General features: G+C 75.6%; 15 protein-coding genes. 3 read left to right on the forward strand and 12 right to left on the reverse strand.

The genetic code is table 11. The annotated features are described in order from the left end of the window. Positions 1-129: 129 nt before the first annotated feature. The 6 genes from O7628_RS23730 to O7628_RS23755 all read right to left on the reverse strand — a co-directional run bounded on the left by O7628_RS23730 (position 130) and on the right by O7628_RS23755 (position 6,487). Positions 130-1,314, reverse strand: coding sequence for a glycosyltransferase (locus tag O7628_RS23730; RefSeq protein ID WP_278133770.1), 1,185 nt, complete (start codon positions 1,312-1,314; stop codon positions 130-132). Further along, positions 1,311-1,955, reverse strand: a complete 645-nt coding sequence (locus O7628_RS23735; RefSeq protein ID WP_278133771.1) for a NeuD/PglB/VioB family sugar acetyltransferase — start codon at positions 1,953-1,955, stop codon at positions 1,311-1,313. The genes O7628_RS23730 and O7628_RS23735 overlap by 4 nt, the downstream gene beginning before the upstream one ends. Beyond that, complete coding sequence (locus O7628_RS23740) at positions 1,952-2,593, reverse strand: sugar transferase (protein ID WP_074475862.1); 642 nt, start codon at positions 2,591-2,593, stop codon at positions 1,952-1,954. The genes O7628_RS23735 and O7628_RS23740 overlap by 4 nt, the downstream gene beginning before the upstream one ends. Next, positions 2,590-3,723 carry a DegT/DnrJ/EryC1/StrS family aminotransferase gene (locus O7628_RS23745; protein WP_278133772.1) on the reverse strand — a complete coding sequence of 378 codons (1,134 nt, stop codon included), beginning with the start codon at positions 3,721-3,723 and terminating at the stop codon, positions 2,590-2,592. The genes O7628_RS23740 and O7628_RS23745 overlap by 4 nt, the downstream gene beginning before the upstream one ends. A 165-nt stretch (positions 3,724-3,888) precedes the next feature. After that, positions 3,889-5,100: a glycosyltransferase gene (locus tag O7628_RS23750; protein ID WP_278133774.1), complete on the reverse strand. Its 1,212-nt coding sequence runs from the start codon at positions 5,098-5,100 to the stop codon at positions 3,889-3,891. Positions 5,101-5,134: 34 nt separating this feature from the next. Next, positions 5,135-6,487: a hypothetical protein gene (locus O7628_RS23755; protein ID WP_278133776.1), complete on the reverse strand. Its 1,353-nt coding sequence runs from the start codon at positions 6,485-6,487 to the stop codon at positions 5,135-5,137. Positions 6,488-6,664: 177 nt separating this feature from the next. Between O7628_RS23755 and O7628_RS23760 the strand changes: the two genes are divergently transcribed. Then, positions 6,665-7,672 carry a DUF389 domain-containing protein gene (locus tag O7628_RS23760; protein WP_278133777.1) on the forward strand — a complete coding sequence of 336 codons (1,008 nt, stop codon included), beginning with the start codon at positions 6,665-6,667 and terminating at the stop codon, positions 7,670-7,672. On the opposite strand, the gene O7628_RS23765 is transcribed toward O7628_RS23760, so the two are convergent. Then, positions 7,635-8,069 (reverse strand): hypothetical protein, encoded by a 435-nt coding sequence (locus O7628_RS23765; RefSeq protein ID WP_278133779.1) that lies wholly within the window; start codon positions 8,067-8,069, stop codon positions 7,635-7,637. The two genes, O7628_RS23760 and O7628_RS23765, sit on opposite strands and share 38 nt — an antisense overlap. A gap of 148 nt (positions 8,070-8,217) precedes the next feature. After that, on the reverse strand, positions 8,218-10,692 hold the full coding sequence (locus tag O7628_RS23770; RefSeq protein WP_278133781.1) for a Tex family protein: 2,475 nt from the start codon (positions 10,690-10,692) through the stop codon (positions 8,218-8,220). 115 nt (positions 10,693-10,807) lie between these two features. On the opposite strand from O7628_RS23770, the gene dgt reads away from it, so the two are divergent. Next, a complete protein-coding gene (dgt, locus tag O7628_RS23775; RefSeq protein WP_278133783.1) occupies positions 10,808-12,319 on the forward strand; it encodes a dGTP triphosphohydrolase in 1,512 nt (503 codons plus the stop codon). A gap of 88 nt (positions 12,320-12,407) precedes the next feature. Here the strand turns inward: dgt and O7628_RS23780 are convergent, their stop codons facing one another. Then, complete coding sequence (locus O7628_RS23780; protein ID WP_278133784.1) at positions 12,408-13,685, reverse strand: glycosyltransferase family 4 protein; 1,278 nt, start codon at positions 13,683-13,685, stop codon at positions 12,408-12,410. Between the two features lie 339 nt (positions 13,686-14,024). Here O7628_RS23780 and O7628_RS23785 point away from each other — a divergent pair, with 339 nt between their 5' ends. Beyond that, complete coding sequence (locus O7628_RS23785) at positions 14,025-15,038, forward strand: polysaccharide biosynthesis protein (protein ID WP_278133786.1); 1,014 nt, start codon at positions 14,025-14,027, stop codon at positions 15,036-15,038. Positions 15,039-15,129: 91 nt separating this feature from the next. Here the strand turns inward: O7628_RS23785 and O7628_RS23790 are convergent, their stop codons facing one another. The 3 genes from O7628_RS23790 to O7628_RS23800 all read right to left on the reverse strand — a co-directional run bounded on the left by O7628_RS23790 (position 15,130) and on the right by O7628_RS23800 (position 18,897). Beyond that, on the reverse strand, positions 15,130-16,293 hold the full coding sequence (locus O7628_RS23790) for an aminotransferase class I/II-fold pyridoxal phosphate-dependent enzyme (protein WP_278133788.1): 1,164 nt from the start codon (positions 16,291-16,293) through the stop codon (positions 15,130-15,132). 73 nt (positions 16,294-16,366) lie between these two features. Continuing rightward, positions 16,367-17,599 (reverse strand): glycosyltransferase family 4 protein, encoded by a 1,233-nt coding sequence (locus tag O7628_RS23795; protein ID WP_278133790.1) that lies wholly within the window; start codon positions 17,597-17,599, stop codon positions 16,367-16,369. A 155-nt stretch (positions 17,600-17,754) separates the two neighbouring features. Further along, the gene (locus tag O7628_RS23800; protein WP_278133792.1) at positions 17,755-18,897 is read right to left on the reverse strand and encodes an MBL fold metallo-hydrolase; all 1,143 of its coding nucleotides are present in this window, start codon (positions 18,895-18,897) and stop codon (positions 17,755-17,757) included. Positions 18,898-18,916: the final 19 nt, after the last annotated feature.

The raw sequence follows: 18,916 nt of genomic DNA on the forward strand, positions 1-18,916 counted from the left end.
CGGCGGTGGCGGGAGCGCGGGTCGGCTCCCGCCATTGCCACGGGTGGCGGCCGTGGCAATGGCGGGGGACGGTGACGTCGGCGCGCCGGGCCGCGCCCCGAGCGGACGCTCCCCGGCGTGAGCGGCCGCTCAGCGCCGGGCCGTGGCCTCGCGCACCGACCGGTAGAAGGCGTGCCGCCGGGGCTCCAGGCAGTCGCGGGAGTAGCGCCGGGCGTGGGCGAGGTTGCGGGCCGAGGCGAGCGCCATCCGGTCCGGGTCGGCCAGCATCCGGGCGATCGCCTCCGCCAGCGCCCCGGGGTCGTCGGGGCCCACCAGGTCCTCGGGCGCGAGCAGCTCCGGGATGCCGCCGACGGCGGTGCCGATCGCCGGCAGCGCGCGGGCCATGGCCTCGATCAGCGCGCGCGGCAGCCCCTCGGTCCGCGACGGCATGACCGCCAGGTCGGCCGCGTCGAGGAGGGCGTGCAGCGGCGCGCCGGGGGCCACCCAGCCGGCGAACGTCACCCGGTCGGCGACGCCCCGCGCCTCGGCCAGGGCCGCCAGGCGCCCGGCGAACCGGCCGGCGCCGGCGTGGACGAGCCGGACGTCGACCCCGCGCGCCGCCAGCCGGGCCACCGCCTCGACGAGCGTGTCGACGCCCTTGTAGAGCTGGTCGAGCGTCCCGATCGAGATGAGCGTGCGTGCGCCGCTGTCGGCGGCCCGGGCGGCCCGCGGGGCGGCGGCGAACGCCTCGGGCGGCAGGTCGATGCTCGACACGTTGACCGTCGGCGCGTGGGGGGCCGCCGGGTAGCGGGCCTGGAGGTAGTCCGCCGTCACGTAGGAGACGGCGACCGCCGAGCCGCACTCGCGACGCAGCCGGGTCGCGAAGCGCTGGCGCAGCAGGGGACGCAGCGGATGCCGGACCACCCCGGGCGCGAGCACGTCGTAGGGGTCGCCCACGACCTCCAGGGCGTACGGCAGGCCGTGCCGGCGGCGGACGCCGGCCAGCAGGGAGCCCAGCGCGGAGGGCACCCGCAGGATCACCGCGTCGTCGCGCCCGGCGGCGGTCGCCATGGCGCGGCCGATCGGCACCCGCTGGCGCAGGTACTGCTGCGGCCCGACGTAGTGCGGCACCGGGTGCACCGTGACCCCGGGGCCGTCGACCCGCAGCGCCGTCTCCGGCACCCGGGGCTGCGGGGCGACCCGGGCCACCACGCGCACCTCGTCGAAGGCCGAGAGGTAGCGCCGCCAGATGTCGTAGCCGTGCGTGTGCGACGTCCAGACCCGGCCGTCGGGCGTGACGGCGTAGCGGTACTCGGTGGTGACGACGACCCTCACCGCGCCGGCACCCCCTTCACCACCACGCCGGGCGGCACGTCGCGTACCACGCAGGCCGCCGCGCCGACGGTCGCGCCCGCGCCCACCCGGAGCCCCTGGAGGACCACCGCGCCCGCACCGATCAGCACCTCCGGGTCGAGCCGGCAGCCGCCGGAGACGGCGGCGAGCGGGTTGACCGACACGTGGTCGCCGAACACGCAGTCGTGCCCGACCGCCGCGTTCTGGTTCAGGTGCACGTGCCGGCCCAGCGTCACGTTGGTGGTCACCCGGGCGCCGGCGAACAGCACCGTCCCCTCGCCGACGCGGGCGTCCGCGCCGAGGGTGGCGTCCGGGTGGACCAGCACCGCCGCCGGCAGCCCGTACGCGTCGACCCGGCGGGCGATCCGCCCGCGCGCCCGGGGGTCGCCGACGCCGACCACCACGTGCGCGCCCCCGGCGTCGGCCAGGGACGACACCGGGCCCAGCCACGGCACGCCGAGCCGCTGCACCCGCTTGCGATTCTCCTCCGTCGGGTCGTCGTCGACGAACCCCCGCACCTGCCAGACCGGGCCGCCGGCCGCCGCGTCGTTGACCGCCCGGACGATGCCGAGGAGCTCCCGGCCGTGGCCGCCGCACCCGACGATCACCAGCTCCGGGCTCATCGGACCGGCTCCCGCTCGCGGTCGGGCACCGGGACGCCCCGGTACTCGTGGGCGGTCGCGCTGCCGGGCGCCGTGATGCCGTCGCGGCGCAGCACGGTGACCACCGTCCAGGCAAGGATGCGCAGGTCCAGCAGGAGGCTGCGGTGCTCGACGTACCAGACGTCGAGCACGAAGCGCTCCTCCCAGGCGAGGGCGTTGCGGCCGCGTACCTGTTGCAGGCCGGTGACGCCCGGGCGGACCTCGTGGCGGCGGAACTGCTCGGCGGTGTAGCGCGGCACGTACTGCGGCAGCAGGGGACGCGGCCCGACGAGGCTCATGTCGCCCCGCAGCACGTTCCACAGCGAGGGCAGCTCGTCCAGGCTGGTGGCCCGCAGCCAACGGCCCAGCGGGGTCATCCGCCTGGCGTCGTGCAGGGGCGACAGCGGGTCGCCCTCGGCCCGCATGGACCGGAACTTGACCAGCTCGAACAGCTCGCCGTGCAGCCCGGGGCGGGACTGGCGGAACAGCACCGGCCGACCCATGGTCAGGGCGATGGCCAGGGCGGTCGCCGCCATCACCGGGGCGGCCAGGACGAGCACCAGCGCCGCCACGGTCACGTCGAGGACGCGTTTGATCCGTTCGTAGCGATCCCGGCTCATCCCCGTTCCTCCAGGAACTCGTCGAGCGCCGCGAAGAGGCGCTCGGCGTCGGCGTCGGTCAGGCTCGATCCGCTGGGCAGCGAGACGCTGCGCGCGAAGAGCCGGTCGGCGACGCCGGTGACCACGGCGTCCTGGCTGGCGAAGACGGGTTGGCGGTGCATCGGCTTCCACATCGGCCGCGTCTCGACGCCCCGCCGGGCCAGGTGGCGGCCCAGCTGTCCCGCCCCCCAGCCGGCCACCTCGGGGTCCACCGCCACCGACGTCAGCCAGCAGTTCGCGCCGGGGTCGCCGTCGCCGACGATCCGGGTGCCGGGGACGGCGGCGAACAGCTTCGCGTACCGCTCGCGGAGCCGGCGGCGGCGCTCGATCATCTCGTCCAGCCGGCGGAGCTGCGCCCGGCCGACGGCGGCGAGCAGGTTGCTCAGCCGGTAGTTGTAGCCGACGTCCCGGTGCTCGTAGTGCGTCACCGGCTCGCGGGCCTGGGTCGACAGGTGCCGGCAGCGGGCCGCGAGCGCCGCGTCGTCCGTCACCACCATCCCGCCCGCCGAGGTGGTGATGACCTTGTTCCAGCTGAAGGAGAAGGTGCCGAGCGAGCCGAAGGACCCGGCCGGCTGGCCCTCGTGGGTCGACCCGAGGGCCTGGGCGGCGTCCTCCACCAGGGGCACCCCGGCCGCCCGGCAGACCGGGCGCAGCCGCGAGTAGTCCGCGCAGGTGCCGTTGAGGTCGACCGCCATCACGGCGGCGACCCGCTCGTCGGCGGCGGCCAGGCGGTCGAGCAGGTCGGCCAGCAGGTCGGGGTCGACGTTGCCGGTGGCGGGGTCGCTGTCGACGAAGACGGGTCGGGCCCCGGTGTAGACGGCCGCGTTGGCCGTCGCGGCGAAGGTGAGCGTCGGCACCACGACGACGGTGCCGGGGCCCGCGCCGCAGGCGAGCAGCGCCAGGTGCAGCGCGGCCGTCCCCGAGCTGACCCCGACGGCGTGCCGGACCCCCGCCCGCCCGGCGATCTCGGCCTCGAACGCCTCCGTCTCGGGGCCGGCCGGCCCCGGCCAGCCGGAGCGGAAGGCGCGCAGCAGGAACGACTCCTCGAGGGGGCCCACGTCGGGCTGGAACAGCGCGATCCGGCCCGTCACGTCGGCTCACTCGGGGACGTGGCACGAGGCCGGACTGCGGGTCGGCGAGCGTTCATGGTGGACTCCCGTGGAGATTGCATGCGACATTCCACTTTTATCAGTTTTGATCACAATAAAAGTGACCAATGGCCAAAGTGGTCGCCCCGGCCGCGCTCCCTGCGTCCCTCAGCCCTCGGCGGACACGCCCACCCGCGCGGCGGGGGCGGCCCCGAGGTGGCGCAGGGAGCGGTAGAAGGCGGTGCGCCGGGCGGCCAGCACGTCCGCCCCGAACGCGCGGGCGGCGGCGAGGTTGCGCGCCGACGCCCGGCTCAGCCGGCACGGGTCGGACAGCATCCCGCGCAGGGCCGCCGCCAGCGCGACGGGGTCGCCCGGCGGCACCAGGCAGTCGGGCGGCAGCAGCTCGGGGATCCCGCCGACGGCCGAGCCGATCGCGGGCAGGCCCCGGGCCATGGCCTCGATCAGGGCCCGGGGCAGCCCCTCGGTGCGCGACGGCATGACGAACAGGTCGGCCTGGTCGAGCCGCCGCCGGAGGTCGTCGGGGGTGGGCAGCCAGCCGGCGAACTCGACCCGGTCGGCGACGCCCCGCTCCTCGGCGAGCCGGCGCAGCCTGGGCAGGTAGCGCCCCCGGCCGACGTGCACGAGCCGGTGCGCCGCCCCGTCGCCGAGGAGGGCCAGCGCCTCGATGAGGATGTCGACGCCCTTGTACAACTGGTCGAGCGTGCCGACCGAGACCAGGACCGCCCGCCCCGGCGGGGCGTCGTGCGTCCGGGGGGCGGCCGCGAAGGCGGCGGGTGGCAGTTCGACGGAGGAGATGCCCTCGCTGGGGGACCCGTCCCGCGCCGGGTACCGCGCCTGGAGGGTGCGCCCGGTCTCGTACACGGCCGCCGCGGCCAGCCGGCACTGCCGCCGCATCGCGGCGGTGGCCCAGCGGCGCAGGAGGGGACGCAGCGGGTGGTCGACGACCCCGCGCGACAGCACGGCGTCGGGGTCGCCGACGACCTCCAGGCAGTAGGGCCGCCGGCGGCGGTCGAAGTGGCCGCTGATGGTGTTGGCGATGGGGGAGGGCACCCGGAGCATGACGACGTCGGCGTCCTCGGTGCCCGCCAGCGCCGAGCGCCGGATCCGCGTCGCGTGGGCGAGGAACCCGCCCGCCCCCACGTAGTACGGCAGCGGCCAGACCTCGACGCCCGGCCCGTCGACCCGGGCGACCCCCGGCGGCCGTTCCTGGACGTCCTGCACCCGGGCGACGACCCGGACCCGGTCGAAGGCCGCGAGGTAGCGGGTCCAGATGTCGTACTCCGGGCCGACCCCGACCCACAGCCGTCCGTCGGGAGTGCGGACGAATCGGTACTCCGTGACGATGGCGAGGCAGGTCATCGATAGCTCACTGTCCAAGATGTCAGGTACGCGGTTATGTGGTGACTTTCGGTACGGTACTTCGTTCCGGCGGCACCGGTCCCGCGGATGGCCGGTCCCGCGGCTCCCCGTCGCCCGGCGGCGGCGTGGCGGGCCCACCAACCGCCCGGGCCAGCGCGTGCCGCAGCAGCAGCAGCGTCTTCGTGACGGCCTCCACCACCAGCGCCAGGACGGCGGCCGACGCCGCGCCGATCAGCCCGTGCCGGGGGACCAGCAGCAGGCTCGCCGCCGCGACGAGCCCGAGCGTGGGCAGGGTCGCCGTCAGGTGGTGCTGGAAGCGGTGCAGCGCCAGCAACGCGGCGTTGACGAAGTACAGCGCGCCGCTCGCGCCGATGCCCAGCGCGAGGACCACCAGCACCGGCCAGTGCCGGGAGTAGTCGCGCCCGTAGAGCAGCCCCAGCACCACCTCGCCGGCCAGCCTGGCGACCAGCGCCCCCACCAGCCCGAACAACAGCGAGCCCAGCACGAGCCGGACGACCAGGCCGCGCAGCGCCCGGAGCCGCCCCGCGCCGGCCAGCTCGGCCATCCGGTGCAGGAGCACCTGGTACATCGCGGCGTAGAGGAGGTTCGCCCCCATCGTCGCGTAGCTCAGCGCGGCGAACACCCCCAGCGCCTGCGCGCCCAGCTCGTGTTGCACGACGTACATCGGCACGTTGCCGGTGAACGAGGTGAGGCTGTAGGCGAAGCCGACGGGCAGGGCGGTGACGACCAGCCGGCGCTGCCGGCGCAGCGCCGCCCACCCGCCCGCCCCGGCGGCCCCCCGCAGGTCCGGGCGGACCACCCACCGGGGGTAGCCGACGGAGCCGAGCGCCGAGCCGGCGACCGAGCCGAGGGCCGCGACGGCGACACTGCCCGTCGCCAGGAGCAGGACCGTGGTGACGACGACCGAGAGCGCGGCGTTGAGGGCCATCGACAACCCGACGGTACGCATCGCGCGGCGGCGTTGCAGGATGCCGAAGTAGATCTCGCCCACCGCGTCGAGCGCCTTCGCCACGCCGACGAGCAGGACGACGGGCCCACCCCCCGAACCCATCGCGTACGCGACGACGCCGATCGCGAACAGCGCCACCGCCATCCCGGCCAGCCGCAGCCGCAGGTACTCGTGGAAGGTGAACCGACCGGCCACGTCGGTGACCAGGACCGGCTGGAGCCCGAGCCCGCAGACCAGGACCACCGGCGCGCCGACCGCGAGACCGAGGGCGTACTGGCCGACCAGGCCAGGGCTGCCGGCCCGGGCGAGCACCGTGACGATGGTCCACTGCGCGAGCGAGGTCATGGCCAGGCCGGCGAGGAACCAGCTCACCCTCGACAGGCCGGACCACCGGCCGCCCGGCGCTGGGTTGGCCAACGTCGACCCCTTCGTCTCCGGTCGGACCGACGCGGATCCCCCGCCCGCTCGTGGTCCTCGTCCCACTAACCCCGGGGCCGCGTGCCGCGTTACGGCCCCGGCCGGCGGCGCGCGGCCCCCGGGCCGGGTATGGTCTGCGCGGGCGTGGGGCCCGGCCCATCTCCTGGGGAGCGAGCTGTGCTGCATCTGCGGGTGATCGCGCCGCCGGACCAGTCGTCGGCCGTGGTGGACCTGCTCGGCGCGGACCCGGGCGTGACCCACCTGGTCGTCCTGCCCGGCGCGGCCCGCCGGCCTGCGGGCGATCTCGTCCTCTGCGACGTGGTCCGCGAACGGGCCGACGTCGTCCTGCACGACCTGCGCCGGCTCGGCGTCGAGGCGCGCGGGGGCATCGCCGCCGACGACGTGGAGCTGACGCTGTCCGCCGCCGCGGACCGGGCCGCCGAGGAGGCGCCGGGCAGCGGCACGGACGCGGTCGTCTGGGACGAGATCGCCGCCAAGACCGGCGAGCAGACCGAGCTCTCCGCCACGTTCCTGGTGCTGATCGTGGTGGCCACCATGATCGCCGGCATCGGTGTGCTGCTCGACCAGCCGATCCTGATCGTCGGCGCGATGGTGGTCGGCCCCGAGTTCGGTCCGCTCGCCGCCCTCTGCGTGGCGCTGCTGCGCCGCCGGCCCGCCGTCGTCGGCCGTTCGGTGCAGGCCCTCGTGGTGGGCTTCCTGGCCGCCGTGCTGGCCACCGTGCTGAGCACCTGGACGCTGACCGCCGCCGGCCTGGTGGACCGGGGCATGCTGCTGGCCGACCGGCCGCTGACCGACTTCATCTGGCGGCCCGACGCGCTGTCCTGGGTGGTCGGCCTGCTGGCCGGCGTGGCCGGGATGCTCTCACTGACCTCGAAGAAGTCCGGCTCGCTCGTCGGCGTGCTGATCTCGGTCACCACCGTGCCGGCCGCCGCGAACGTCGCCGTCGCCGCCGCCTACGGGGTGTGGCGGGAGGCGGCCGGCTCCGCCCTCCAGCTCGTGATCAACCTGACCGCCATCGTGCTGGCCGGCCTGCTCACCCTGGTCGTGCAGCTCTGCTGGTGGCGCTGGGTGCAGCGGCGGTCCGCAGGCAGCGTGCCCCGGCAGCGGTCCGGCCGGGCGGCGCGGCTCACCGCCAGTCGTCGCCCGCCTCCAGACGCAGGCTGAGCAGGGTCGCCAGGGGCACCGACTCGCCGTCGCGGCCGCCGCGCCCGACCACCAGCGGCGGCGGGGTGGGCTCCGGCTGCGCCCCGAACAGCCGCGCCCGCAGGCCGGGGGGCACGGAGAGCAGATAGAAGCGGCCCTCGGTGTCCACGGCGCGGGTGCGGGCCCGGTCCACGTACCAGCCGGTGAGCCGGGTGCGGTAGTGGCCGCGCCCGTCGTAGCCGACCGCCCGCAGCGGCTCGCTGCGCAGCCCGCGCCGCAGCGCCTCGGCGGCGAAACCGGCCACCAGCTCCGCGGCCTCCGCCTGCTCCGCGGCGCGCTGCCGGGCCTCGGCCGCCGCGTGCGCCCGCACCGCGTGGCGCTGCCGCTCCCGCCACGGAAGGCCGTCGTCCTCACCCACGCTGCCGACGGTACGCGCGCCGCCGCGCGCCCGCGTCGTCGGCCCGGTCCCGGGCGTCGCCGCCGGGCCTCGGGAGTCGGGCGTCACCCGGGCGTCGCCGCCGCGCCGAACCGTTCGCCGGTTTCGGCGCGGCGGCGACGCCGGGGCCTCAGGCCAGGCCGGCGCGGCGCAGCGCGTCCGCCATGGCGTCGTTGGCCGGCGCCGGGGCCGCCCCGCCCCCGCGCCCCTGCCGCTGCGGCTGCCCGCCGCGCGAGCCGCCCCGCTCGCCGCGCGAACCGCCCTGGCCCCCGCGCGAGCCGCCCCGCTCGCCGCCCTGGCCACCGCCGCGTTGTCCACCCTGGGCCCCGCGTTGCCCGCCGCCCTGGCCGCCGCGTTGCCCGCCCTGGCCACCGCCGCCCTGGCCACCGCCGCCCTGGCCGGCGGCGGGCATCTCGTCGTCGAGCCGCAGCGTCAGCGAGATCCGCTTGCGCGGCACGTCGACGTCGAGCACCTTCACCCGGACCACGTCGCCGGACTTCACCACGTCGCGCGGGTCCTTGACGAACGTGCGGGACATCGCCGAGACGTGCACCAGGCCGTCCTGGTGCACGCCGACGTCGACGAACGCGCCGAACGCCGCCACGTTGGTGACCACGCCCTCCAGGATCATGCCGGGGGTCAGGTCGGAGATCTTCTCCACGCCCTCGACGAACGTGGCGGTGCGGAACTCCGGCCGCGGGTCCCGGCCGGGCTTCTCCAGCTCCGCCAGGATGTCGGTGACGGTGGGCAGGCCGAACGTGTCGTCGACGAAGTCGGTGGCCCGCAGCCCGCGCAGGATGGCGCTCTGCCCGATCAGGGAGCGCAGGTCCTGCCCCGTGCGGGCCAGGATCCGCCGCACCACCGGGTAGGACTCCGGGTGCACGCTGGAGGAGTCGAGCGGGTCGGCGCCGCCGGGGATGCGCAGGAAGCCCGCGCACTGCTCGAACGCCTTCGGGCCGAGCCGGGACACCTTCTTCAGCTCGGCCCGGGACCGGAACGGGCCGTTGGCGTCGCGGTGCAGCACGATGTTCTCCGCCAGCCCCGCCCCGATGCCGGAGACCCGGGTGAGCAGCGGCGCGGAGGCGGTGTTGACGTCGACGCCGACGGCGTTCACGCAGTCCTCCACCACCGCGTCGAGGGAGCGGGAGAGCTTCACCTCGGACAGGTCGTGCTGGTATTGGCCCACGCCGATCGAGCGGGGGTCGATCTTGACCAGCTCGGCGAGCGGGTCCTGCAACCGGCGGGCGATGGAGACCGCGCCGCGCAGCGACACGTCCAGCCCCGGCAGCTCCTGCGAGGCGTACGCCGACGCCGAGTAGACCGAAGCACCGGCCTCGGAGACGACCACCTTGGTCAGCTTCAGCTCCGGGTGCCGCTTGATCAGCTCGCCGGCGAGCTTGTCGGTCTCCCGGCTGGCGGTGCCGTTGCCGATGGCGACCAGCTCCACGCCGTGCGCCCCGGCCAGCCGCGCCAGGGTGTCGATCGAGGTGTCCCACTGCCGGCGCGGCTCGTGCGGGTAGATCGTGTCGGTGGCGACCACCTTGCCGGTGGCGTCGACCACCGCCACCTTGACCCCGGTGCGCAGGCCCGGGTCGAGGCCCATCGTCGGCCGGGTGCCGGCCGGCGCGGCGAGCAGCAGGTCGCGCAGGTTGGTGGCGAAGACCCGCACGGCCTCCTCCTCGGCCGCCTGCCACAGCCGCATCCGCAGGTCCGCACCGAGGTGGATGAGGATGCGGGTGCGCCAGGCCCAGCGCACCGTGTCGGTCAGCCACCTGTCGCCGGGCCGCCCGGAGTCGCTGACCCCGAACCGGCCGGCGATCGCCGCCTCGTAGCGCGTCGGGCCGGTGACCGGCGCGTCGGAGTCGCCCTCGGCCTCCGGGTCCATCGTCAGGTCGAGCACGCCCTCCTTCTCGCCCCGGAACATCGCCAGGATCCGGTGCGAGGGCAGCTTCGCGTACGGCTCGGCGAAGTCGAAGTAGTCGGAGAACTTCGCGCCGGCGGCCTCCTGGCCGTCGCGTACCCGCGAGACCAGCCGGCCCCGCGACCACATCTGCTCGCGCAGAGTGCCGATCAGGTCGGCGTCCTCGGCGAAACGCTCCACCAGGATGGCCCGCGCGCCGTCCAGCGCGGCGGCGGCGTCGGCCACCCCCTTGTCGGCGTCGACGAAGCCGGCGGCCCGCTCCCGCGGATCCTGGCCCGGGTCGGCCAGCAGCGCGTCGGCGAGGGGCTCCAGCCCGGCCTCGCGGGCGATCTGCGCCCGGGTGCGCCGCTTCGGCTTGAACGGCAGGTAGATGTCCTCCAGCCGGGACTTCGAGTCGGCCGCCATGATCTGCGCTTCGAGGGCCTCGTCGAGCTTGCCCTGGCCACGGATGGACTCCAGCACCGCGGCGCGGCGCTCGTCCAGCTCGCGCAGGTAGCGCAGCCGCTCCTCCAGGGTGCGCAGCTGGGCGTCGTCGAGCAGGCCGGTGGCCTCCTTGCGGTAGCGGGCGATGAACGGCACGGTGGCGCCGCCGTCGAGCAGCTCCACGGCCGCCCGGACCTGACGTTCGGCGACGCCGAGCTCGTCGGCGATCCGCTGGTGCACAGACTGGGTCACGATCTTCATCCGCCTTCGTGTGGGTTCCGCCCTGCATTGTGCCGCCCGCCCCCGACGCCGCGCGGCACCCCCGCCGGGGGCCGAGCCGGCGTGCGGCGGCACCGGCTGCGCTAGCGTGGCGATCATGGAACATCCCGCTGACCCGCGGGCGCGGCGGCTCTTCGGCGGCAGCGCCCGGGCCCTCGGCGACCTCGCCGCCAGCCCGTTCCGGGCCGACCGGGACCGGATCGTGGCCTCGCCCTTCTTCGCCCGCCTCGGCGGGGTCACCCAGGTGATCAGCCCGGGCGGCTCCGGCCTGCTGGTGCACAACCGGCTCACCCACAGCCTCAAGGTGGCCCAGGTCGCCCGCGCCATCGCCGAGCGGCTCACCGCCGACGAGCGCTGGCGCGACCTGCTGGCCTCCCTCGGCGGCTGCGACCCCGACGTGGTCGAGGCCGCCGCCCTCGCCCACGACCTCGGGCACCCGCCGTTCGGGCACCTCGGGGAGCGGGTGCTCGACCGGCTGGCCCGGCAGCGGCTGGGCCTCGCCGACGGCTTCGAGGGCAACGCGCAGTCGTACCGGATCGTCACCAGCACCGAGATCCGCGGCGCGGCGACCACCGGCCTCGACCTGACGGCGGCGGTCCGGGCGGCCCTGCTGAAATACCCGTGGACCCGGCTGGACCACCCGGACCCGCACCCCCGGCACCTCGACCCGCCGCCCCGGGGCGCCGCCGTGCCCGCCGACGACCCGGACAGCGGGTCGGCGAAGTTCGGCGCGTACCGCACGGAGCTGGCCGACCTGCGCCAGGCCCGGGAGCCGTTCGTCGGGCGGATCGCCGACTGGCAGCAGACGGTGGAGGCGTCGGTCATGGACACCGCCGACGACATCGCGTACGCCATCCACGACGTCGAGGACTTCTACCGGGTCGGTGTGCTCCAGCAGGGCGCCGTGGCCGCCGAGCTGATGGCCTGGCAGCGGGAGGGCGACCACCTGCGGGCGGTCACCGACCCCGCGCTGGACGGCGTGGGCCGCCGGCCCGGTGCGGCCATCGAGCGGCTGCGCCGGCAGCTGCACCGCAAGGACGGCTGGATCGCCGACGACGAGGCGTTCGCCGCGGCCGTCGAGCACGTCCGGCAGGAGCTGGTCGAGGGGCTGCTCGCGCTGCCGTTCGACGGCTCGATCGAGGCGGAGCAGTACGTCGCCCGGTTCTCCGCCCGGTGGACCACCCGGTTCGTCGACGCCATCACCGTGACCGGGACCCCGTCGGTGCGCTCCGGGCACGTGCTGCTCGCCCCGGCCCAGTGGCACGAGGTGCAGGTGCTCAAGTTCGTCCACCACCGGTTCGTGCTGGCCCGCCCCGACCTGGCCCTGCACCAGCGGGGACAGGCGCGGCTGCTCGGCACCCTCGTCGAGGCGCTGTGGGAGTGGCTGCTCGACCCGGAGGAGGAGTCGCGGCTGCCGCGCCGGCTGCACGACCTGGTCGAGCTGGCCGAGGCGGAGCTGCACCCGCGTACGCCGGACCGGATCGGCCGGGCCCGGGGGCGGGCCATCGTCGACTTCGTCGCGCAGCTCAGCGACGGCCAGGCGGTCGCGATGCTCGACGCGCTGTCGGGCCGCTCCGGCGCGCTCTGGACCGACGCCTTCGTGCTCTGACGCCGCGGTCGTGCGCTGACCAGGGCCGGCCGGCGGCCGCCCCGCCCGGCCCGGCGGCCCGCAGGCCGGCGGCCGCGCGCCGGAGCGGCTAGCGTCCGCCGGTGGCCGCGACGGATTCGAGGACGTCGGCGACGTCGGCGGCCGAGCGCCGGTTGTCGAACCGCCGCACCATCAGGCTGCGGGCCGCCCGGCCGCGTGCGGGCAGCCGCCCGGCCGCGAAGTCCCGGTACGCGAGGCGGAGCGCGTCGGCCAGGGCCGGCACGTCGTCGGCCGGGACGATCCACCCGCTGTGCTCGTCGACCGTCTCGGGCAGGCCACCGGCATCGCTGACGATGCTCGGCACGGCCATCGCCCCGGCCTCCACCGCCGCGCCGTGGCTCTCGCCGAGGGAGGGGCTGACGCTCACGTCGGCCGCCGCGTACCAGGGGCGTACGTCGTCGACGCCGGTGAGCCAGGTGATCCCGGGGTCCCCGGCGACGCCGAACCGGTCGAGCAGCCGGCGGCGGTAGGTCTCGCCCGCGTCGCCCCAACCGTCGCCGATGATCAACAGGTGCGCCTTCGGGTGGGCCGCGCGGAACCGTCGCCACGCGGGCAGGAGCACGTCGTGCCCCTTGATCCCCCGTCCCCGGTTGACCAGCCGCTTCGGCGGATAGACGTAGGCGACCATGACGGCCAGGAAGACGTCGTCGGCGACGCCGAGCTCGGCCCGCGCCTTGGCCCGCGCCTCGGCGTGCGCCGGGCCACCCGGGCCGCCCCGGTCCGCGAGGGCCGGGTGGCCGTCGGGTCCGCCGGGCGGCGCGTCACCGGGGCGCGGGGCGGCCGCCCAGTCCGGCCGGAACCGCTCGGTGTTCACCCCGTAGGTGGCCACCGGGCGGCGGTGGGGCGGGCAGCCCAGCGCCCCGTACCGGTTCGACGCGTGCCGGCAGCCGCAGACGATGGCGTCGTCGAGCCGCCACAGCAGCCGCTCGACGAGGCGGATGACGCGGGACTCCAGGTAGGCCGGGCCGGCCACCATGTGCACGCGGCGCAGGGGCAGGCCCACGGTGGCGGCCCGGGCGGCGAAGGCGGAGGCGAGCAGGTGGTAGTGGAGCACGTCCGGGGCCAGCCGGCGGATCAACCGACGCAGGCCGAGCAGGCCGGCGGGGAGGCCGGGCCCGACCCGGAAGTCGAACGGCGACTCGGCGACGCGTACGCCCCGTCGCCGCAGCTCCCCGGTGAGCCGCCCGTCCCCGGCGGGCAGGATCACCACGACGTCGTGTCCGCGCCCGCGCAGCTCGTCCACCTGCGGCAGGATCCACCTGCCGCCGGTGTTCGTCTTGAGCAGCACCGCCACGCGTAGCCGGTGCGACGTGCTGGGTGGGCTCATGGCGGTTCTCTCCGGGCGGCGGGCGGGCTGGACGGCGGCGGAGGCGTCCCTGCGGGCGGCGAACGGGCTCCACCCCGGTTGAACGACCGGACCACCCCGTTGGCCACGGCCGGTCCCCGGGGCGGGTGGCCGGACCGCGCGCGGTCGACCGGCGGCGAGGAAGCGGACAATATGCACCTTTCTGGCGTTTCCCTGTACTCTGACCCTTCGTTGAACCGGATGCCGTGCAGCTCGGCGGCCCGTGACCGTCCGCAGTGGCTGCTGCGCGGAGCCAGGAAGGCCGGCGCCGCTCCAAGAAATAGGAGAACTTGGATGACTTGCTCGACTGTTGGTCGCCGTGTGCTGATCACCGGAGGGACCGGCTCGTTCGGTCAGACGATGGTGCGGCGGCTGCTGGACCGCGATGTCGCGGAGGTGCGCGTCCTCAGCCGGGACGAGGCCAAGCAGGACGTCATGCGGCGGACCCTCGCCGACGACCGGGTCTCCTACCACCTCGGCGACATCCGGGACCTCGACAGCGTCCTGCGCGCCACCCGGGGCGTCGACTTCGTCTTCCACGCCGCGGCGCTCAAGCAGGTCCCCTCCTGCGAGTTCTTCCCGCTGGAGGCGTTCCGGACCAACGTCGTGGGCAGCGCGAACGTGATCGAGGCGGCGGACCGGCACGGGGTCGGCTCCGTGGTGATGCTGAGCACCGACAAGGCGGTCCACCCGGTCAGCGCGATGGGCATGAGCAAGGGAATGATGGAGAAGCTGGCGCAGGCCCACGCCCGGGGCGGCTCGGGCGGCGCGACGGTCGTCTCCTGCGTCCGTTACGGCAACGTCATGTACTCGCGGGGCTCCGTGATCCCGATCTTCATCGAGCAGATCAAGGCCGGGGTCGTGCCCACCGTCACCGATCCCGACATGACGCGGTTCATGATGTCGCTGGCCGACTCCGTGGAGCTGGTCGAGCACGCGTTCCAGCACGCCCGGGCCGGCGACATCTTCGTCCGCAAGGCCGGCGCCTGCACGGTGGGGGACCTCGTCGTCGCCCTGTGCCAGCTCTTCGACGTGCCCCCGAAGTACGACGTGATCGGCGTCCGCCACGGCGAGAAGCAGTTCGAGACGATGGCCAGCCGCGAGGAGCTGGCCCGCGCCGAGGACTTCGGCGACTTCTACCGGCTGCCGGTCGACGCCAGGCGGCTCAGCTACGCGTCCTACGTGACCGAGGGCCGGATCGGGCTGCCGGCGCTGCCCGAGCTCAGCTCCGCCACCGCCCGGCGGCTGGACGTGCCGGAGATCATGGAGCTGCTGCTCACCCTCCCGCAGGTCCGGGCCGAACTGGCCCTGTGCGACCCGGCGCTGGCGCGGTGACCGGCACGCCCTGACCGGGTCCGGCCGGGCCTGGGGTGGGACGTCGCCCACCTGCCCCCAGGCTGCCGCCCGCCCGGGCGGCCGGGCGCGGTCACCGGTGCCGACCGAGGAACTCCTCGACCAGCCCGAGCACGCGGTCGGCGTCGACGCCGGGAAGCGTGGACCCGCTCGGCAACGAGATGCCGTCGGCGAAGAGCCGGTCCGCCGCCCCGGTCACCACCGCGCACCGGTCGAGGTGGGCCGGCTGCCGGTGCATCGGCTTGAACATGGGCCGGGTCTCGATGTCGTGTGCCGCCAGGTGCTCGCCGAGGTCGCGGGCCCGCCAGCCGGCCGTCGCCGGATCCACCACGACCGAGGTCAGCCAGCAGTTCGAGCCGGTGTCCCCGTCGCCGAGGATGCGCGTGCCCGGGACCGGGGCGAAGACCTTCGCGTAGTGCTCCCGCATCGCGCGCCGCCGTTCGATCATCCCGTCGAGGCGGCGCAACTGGGCCCGGCCGAGCGCCGCGAGCACGTTGCTCAGCCGGTAGTTGTAGCCGACGTCGCAGTGCTCGTAGTGCGCGACCGGCTCCCGGGCCTGCGTCGAGAGCCGCCGGGCGCGGGCGATCAGCCCGGCGTCCTCGGAGACCAGCATCCCGCCGCTCGACGTCGTCATGATCTTGTTGCCGTTGAACGAGAAGATGCCCACCCGCCCGAAGCTCCCGGCCTGCCGCCCCTGGTACGTGGAGCCGAGGGCCTGGGCCGAGTCCTCGACCACCGGCACGCCCGCCGCCGCGCAGACCGGCAGCAGGCGGGCGTAGTCCGCACAGGAGCCGTTGATGTCCACCGCCACCACGGCGGCGATCCGCCGGCCCCGGCGGCGCAGGTCGTCGAGCAGGTCGGGCAGCAGGTCGACGTCCAGGTTCCCGGTCGCCGGGTCGCAGTCGACGAAGACCGGCTCCGCCCCGGTGTACGTGACCGCGTTGGCCGTCGCCACGAACGTCAGCGTCGGCACCACCACGGCGGTGCCGGGCCCCGCGCCGACCGCGAGCAGGGCGAGATGCAGCGCGGCCGTCCCGCTGCTGACCCCCACCGCGTGCCCGCAGCCCACCCGCTCGGCCAGCTCGCGCTCGAAGGCGTCCAGGTCGGGACCGGCCGGCGCCACCCAACCCGACCGCATCGCCGCGACGACGAGGGCCTCCTCGGCGGGACCGACGTCGGGCGGGGAGAGGTGGATCCGCCGGGTGGCAGGTCGGCCTCCGCAGTACTGGTCCACCATCAGGGCCTCCGGGCGACAGGTACGTGGTGATCCGTGGCGCTTACACCCAGTTAACCGAGATCGCGCGTGGACGTTACGGAACCGGCAGGTCGGCGGCCCGGTCCGCGGCAGGACGCCCCGTCACCATGTCGGCCACCGCCTCCGCCGCCGCCGTGCGGTCGAAGGCCCGCAACGCGTGCTCCCGCGCGCGGCGACCCATGCCGTCGAGTTCCCCGGCGACGAAGGCGCGGTGGGCGGTCGCAAGCGCCTCACCCAGGGCCGCCGCGTCGCCGCGCGGAACGATCCAGGCGAAGCTGCCGTCCACCGCCTCGGGCAGCCCACCGGCGTCGCTGACGATGCTGGGACGGCCCATGGCGGACGCCTCGCGCACCACCCCGTTGCTGCCCTCCGACAGCGACGGCGTCACGTTGACGTCGGCGGCCAGGAAGTAGGGGCGCAGGTCGGGCAGGCGGCCCAACCACACGACGCTCCGGTCGTCGGCGAACCTGTCCATCAGCCGCCGGCGGTGCGCCTCGCCGGCCTCGGTGAAGCCCACCCCCGCCATCAGCAGCCGGGACCGTGGGTGTGCGGCGTGGAAGTCGCGCCACGCCGCCAGCAGGACGTCGTGGCCCTTGATGTTCCGGCCGCGGAACGCGATCCGTTTCGGCGTGTACGTGTTGGCCACCATGAGCGCGACGAAGACGTCGTCGTCGAGGCCGAGCTCCGCCCGGACCGAGGCGCGGGCCGTGGCGCGGGCCGTGGCGTGGGCCGGGTCGGCGGTGCCGGTCGACCCCACCCGGGCGGGGTCGAAGTGGCCCAGGTCGACCCCGTACTGGGCCACCGGCCGCCGCTCGGCCGGGCAGCCGAGGGCCCGGTAGTGCGTCGAGATGTGCTGCGTGCAGCAGATGATGAGGTCGTCCAGCCGCCACAGCAGGCGCTCCACGGGCCGGACCACCGGCGACTCCAGGTAGAGCGGCCCGGCGACCATGTGCACCCGGCGCAGCGGGAGCCGGAACGCCGCTGCCCGGGCGGCCAGGGCCGCCGCGTACAGGTGGTAGTTCAGGACGTCGGGCCGGAGCGCGCGCAGCAACCGGCGCAGTCGCCACAGCCCCCGCACCGCCCCCGGCGTGGGGCGGAACCGGAAGTCGAACGGGGAGTCGACCGTCTCGACGCCGCGCTCCCGCAGCCGCTCCCGCAGCGCGCCCGGACCTGCGGGGAGGATCACGATCACCTCGTGGCCGCGCCGCCGCAGCTCGTCGATCTGCGGAAGCGTCCAGAGGCAGCCCTCGGCCGTGCGCAGCAGGATGGCGATGCGAAGGTTGCCCACGACCGTGTCCTTGTCGTCTCCTCGGCGGACGGCGGTGCCCGGTCGGGCGACGCCCGTTCGCGACGGGTGCCGATAACGGCGACTAGGTCTGGTCCAACGAGGGGAGACGGCCCGGGTTACGAGCCGTGCGGCGGGCCGGGCGGGCGGCGGTCGCCTCAGGCGATCGACTGCCACCAGCCGTCGACCGCCGGCGGGTCGTCGACGACCACCCGCTCGCCGGGCCGGGGCACCGCCAACCGCACGTCGCGGGCCTTCGCCTCCGCCCACAGCCGGTCCACCGGCTCCGACCAGTCGTGCAGGGCCAGGTTGAACGTCGCCCAGTGCACCGGCAGGAGCAGCCCGCCGCGCAGGTCGAGGTGGGCGGCGACGGCCTCCTCGGGGAACATGTGGATGCTCGGCCACGCCCGGTCGTACGCGCCGATCTGGATCAGCGTCACGTCGAACGGGCCGTGCTCCGCGCCGATCTCGGCGTAGCCGTCGAAGTAGCCGGAGTCGCCGGTGTAGAAGACCCGGCGGTGGGCCCCGGCCACCACCCACGAACTCCACAGCGTGCCGTCGCGGCGCAACCCCCGGCCGGAGAAGTGCTGGGCGGCGGTCGCCGTGATGGTCAGCCCGCCGACCCGGTGGCTCTCCGCCCAGTCCAGCTCGACGATCCGGTCCTCCGGCACGCCCCACCGCTCCAGGTGCGCCCCGACGCCCAGGGGCACCACGAACGGCGCGGACTGGCCGGCGGTCAGCGCCCGCACGGTGGCCATGTCGAGGTGGTCGTAGTGGTCGTGGGAGATCACGACCGCGTCCACGGTGGGCAGTTCGTGCAGGCCCACCGGGGGCTCGTGCAGCCGGCGCGGCCCGAGCAGCGCCGACGGCGAGCACCGGTCGCTCCACACCGGGTCGACCAGCACCCGGTGACCCTCGATCTCGATCAGCGCGGAGGCATGGCCATACCAGACGACGCCCAGCTCGCGGTCGGTGGCGGCGGCCGGCGGGTCGGCCGGGCGCACCAGCGGCACGGCGGCGGTCGGCCGGCGCTTCTGCTTGCCGAAGATCAGCTCGCGGACCAGGTTGCGGTCGGGCGAGCCGGCCATGGTGCGGGTGCTCGCCCGGTTGCGGAAGGCGCCGTCGCGGAACTGCGGGGAGCGGGCGGCCCGCTCGGCGCGGGCCCCGCTGAGCCGCCCGCCCAGGGCGGCCGGCACGTCGCGGGCCACCCAGGCCAGACCCGCCAGTGCGGCGAGCCCGGCCGCGCCGCGCAGCCGGCGCGCCAACGCCCGCTGGGCGGCCTGTTCCGCTGGTGCCTCCATGGTGCCCCGCCCCCTCCGC

This window comes from Micromonospora sp. WMMD956, assembly GCF_029626125.1.
GTDB lineage: Bacteria > Actinomycetota > Actinomycetes > Mycobacteriales > Micromonosporaceae > Micromonospora > Micromonospora carbonacea.

Bases quoted from the DNA above. Each gene is read 5' to 3' on its own strand.
- O7628_RS23780 (WP_278133784.1), bottom strand. From the start codon at position 13,685: ATGAGCCCACCCAGCACGTCGCACCGGCTACGCGTGGCGGTGCTGCTC.
- O7628_RS23770 (WP_278133781.1), bottom strand. From the start codon at position 10,692: ATGAAGATCGTGACCCAGTCTGTGCACCAGCGGATCGCCGACGAGCTC.
- O7628_RS23740 (WP_074475862.1), bottom strand. From the start codon at position 2,593: ATGAGCCGGGATCGCTACGAACGGATCAAACGCGTCCTCGACGTGACC.
- O7628_RS23800 (WP_278133792.1), bottom strand. From the start codon at position 18,897: ATGGAGGCACCAGCGGAACAGGCCGCCCAGCGGGCGTTGGCGCGCCGG.
- O7628_RS23790 (WP_278133788.1), bottom strand. From the start codon at position 16,293: ATGGTGGACCAGTACTGCGGAGGCCGACCTGCCACCCGGCGGATCCAC.
- O7628_RS23750 (WP_278133774.1), bottom strand. From the start codon at position 5,100: ATGACCTGCCTCGCCATCGTCACGGAGTACCGATTCGTCCGCACTCCC.
- O7628_RS23735 (WP_278133771.1), bottom strand. From the start codon at position 1,955: ATGAGCCCGGAGCTGGTGATCGTCGGGTGCGGCGGCCACGGCCGGGAG.
- dgt (WP_278133783.1), top strand. From the start codon at position 10,808: ATGGAACATCCCGCTGACCCGCGGGCGCGGCGGCTCTTCGGCGGCAGC.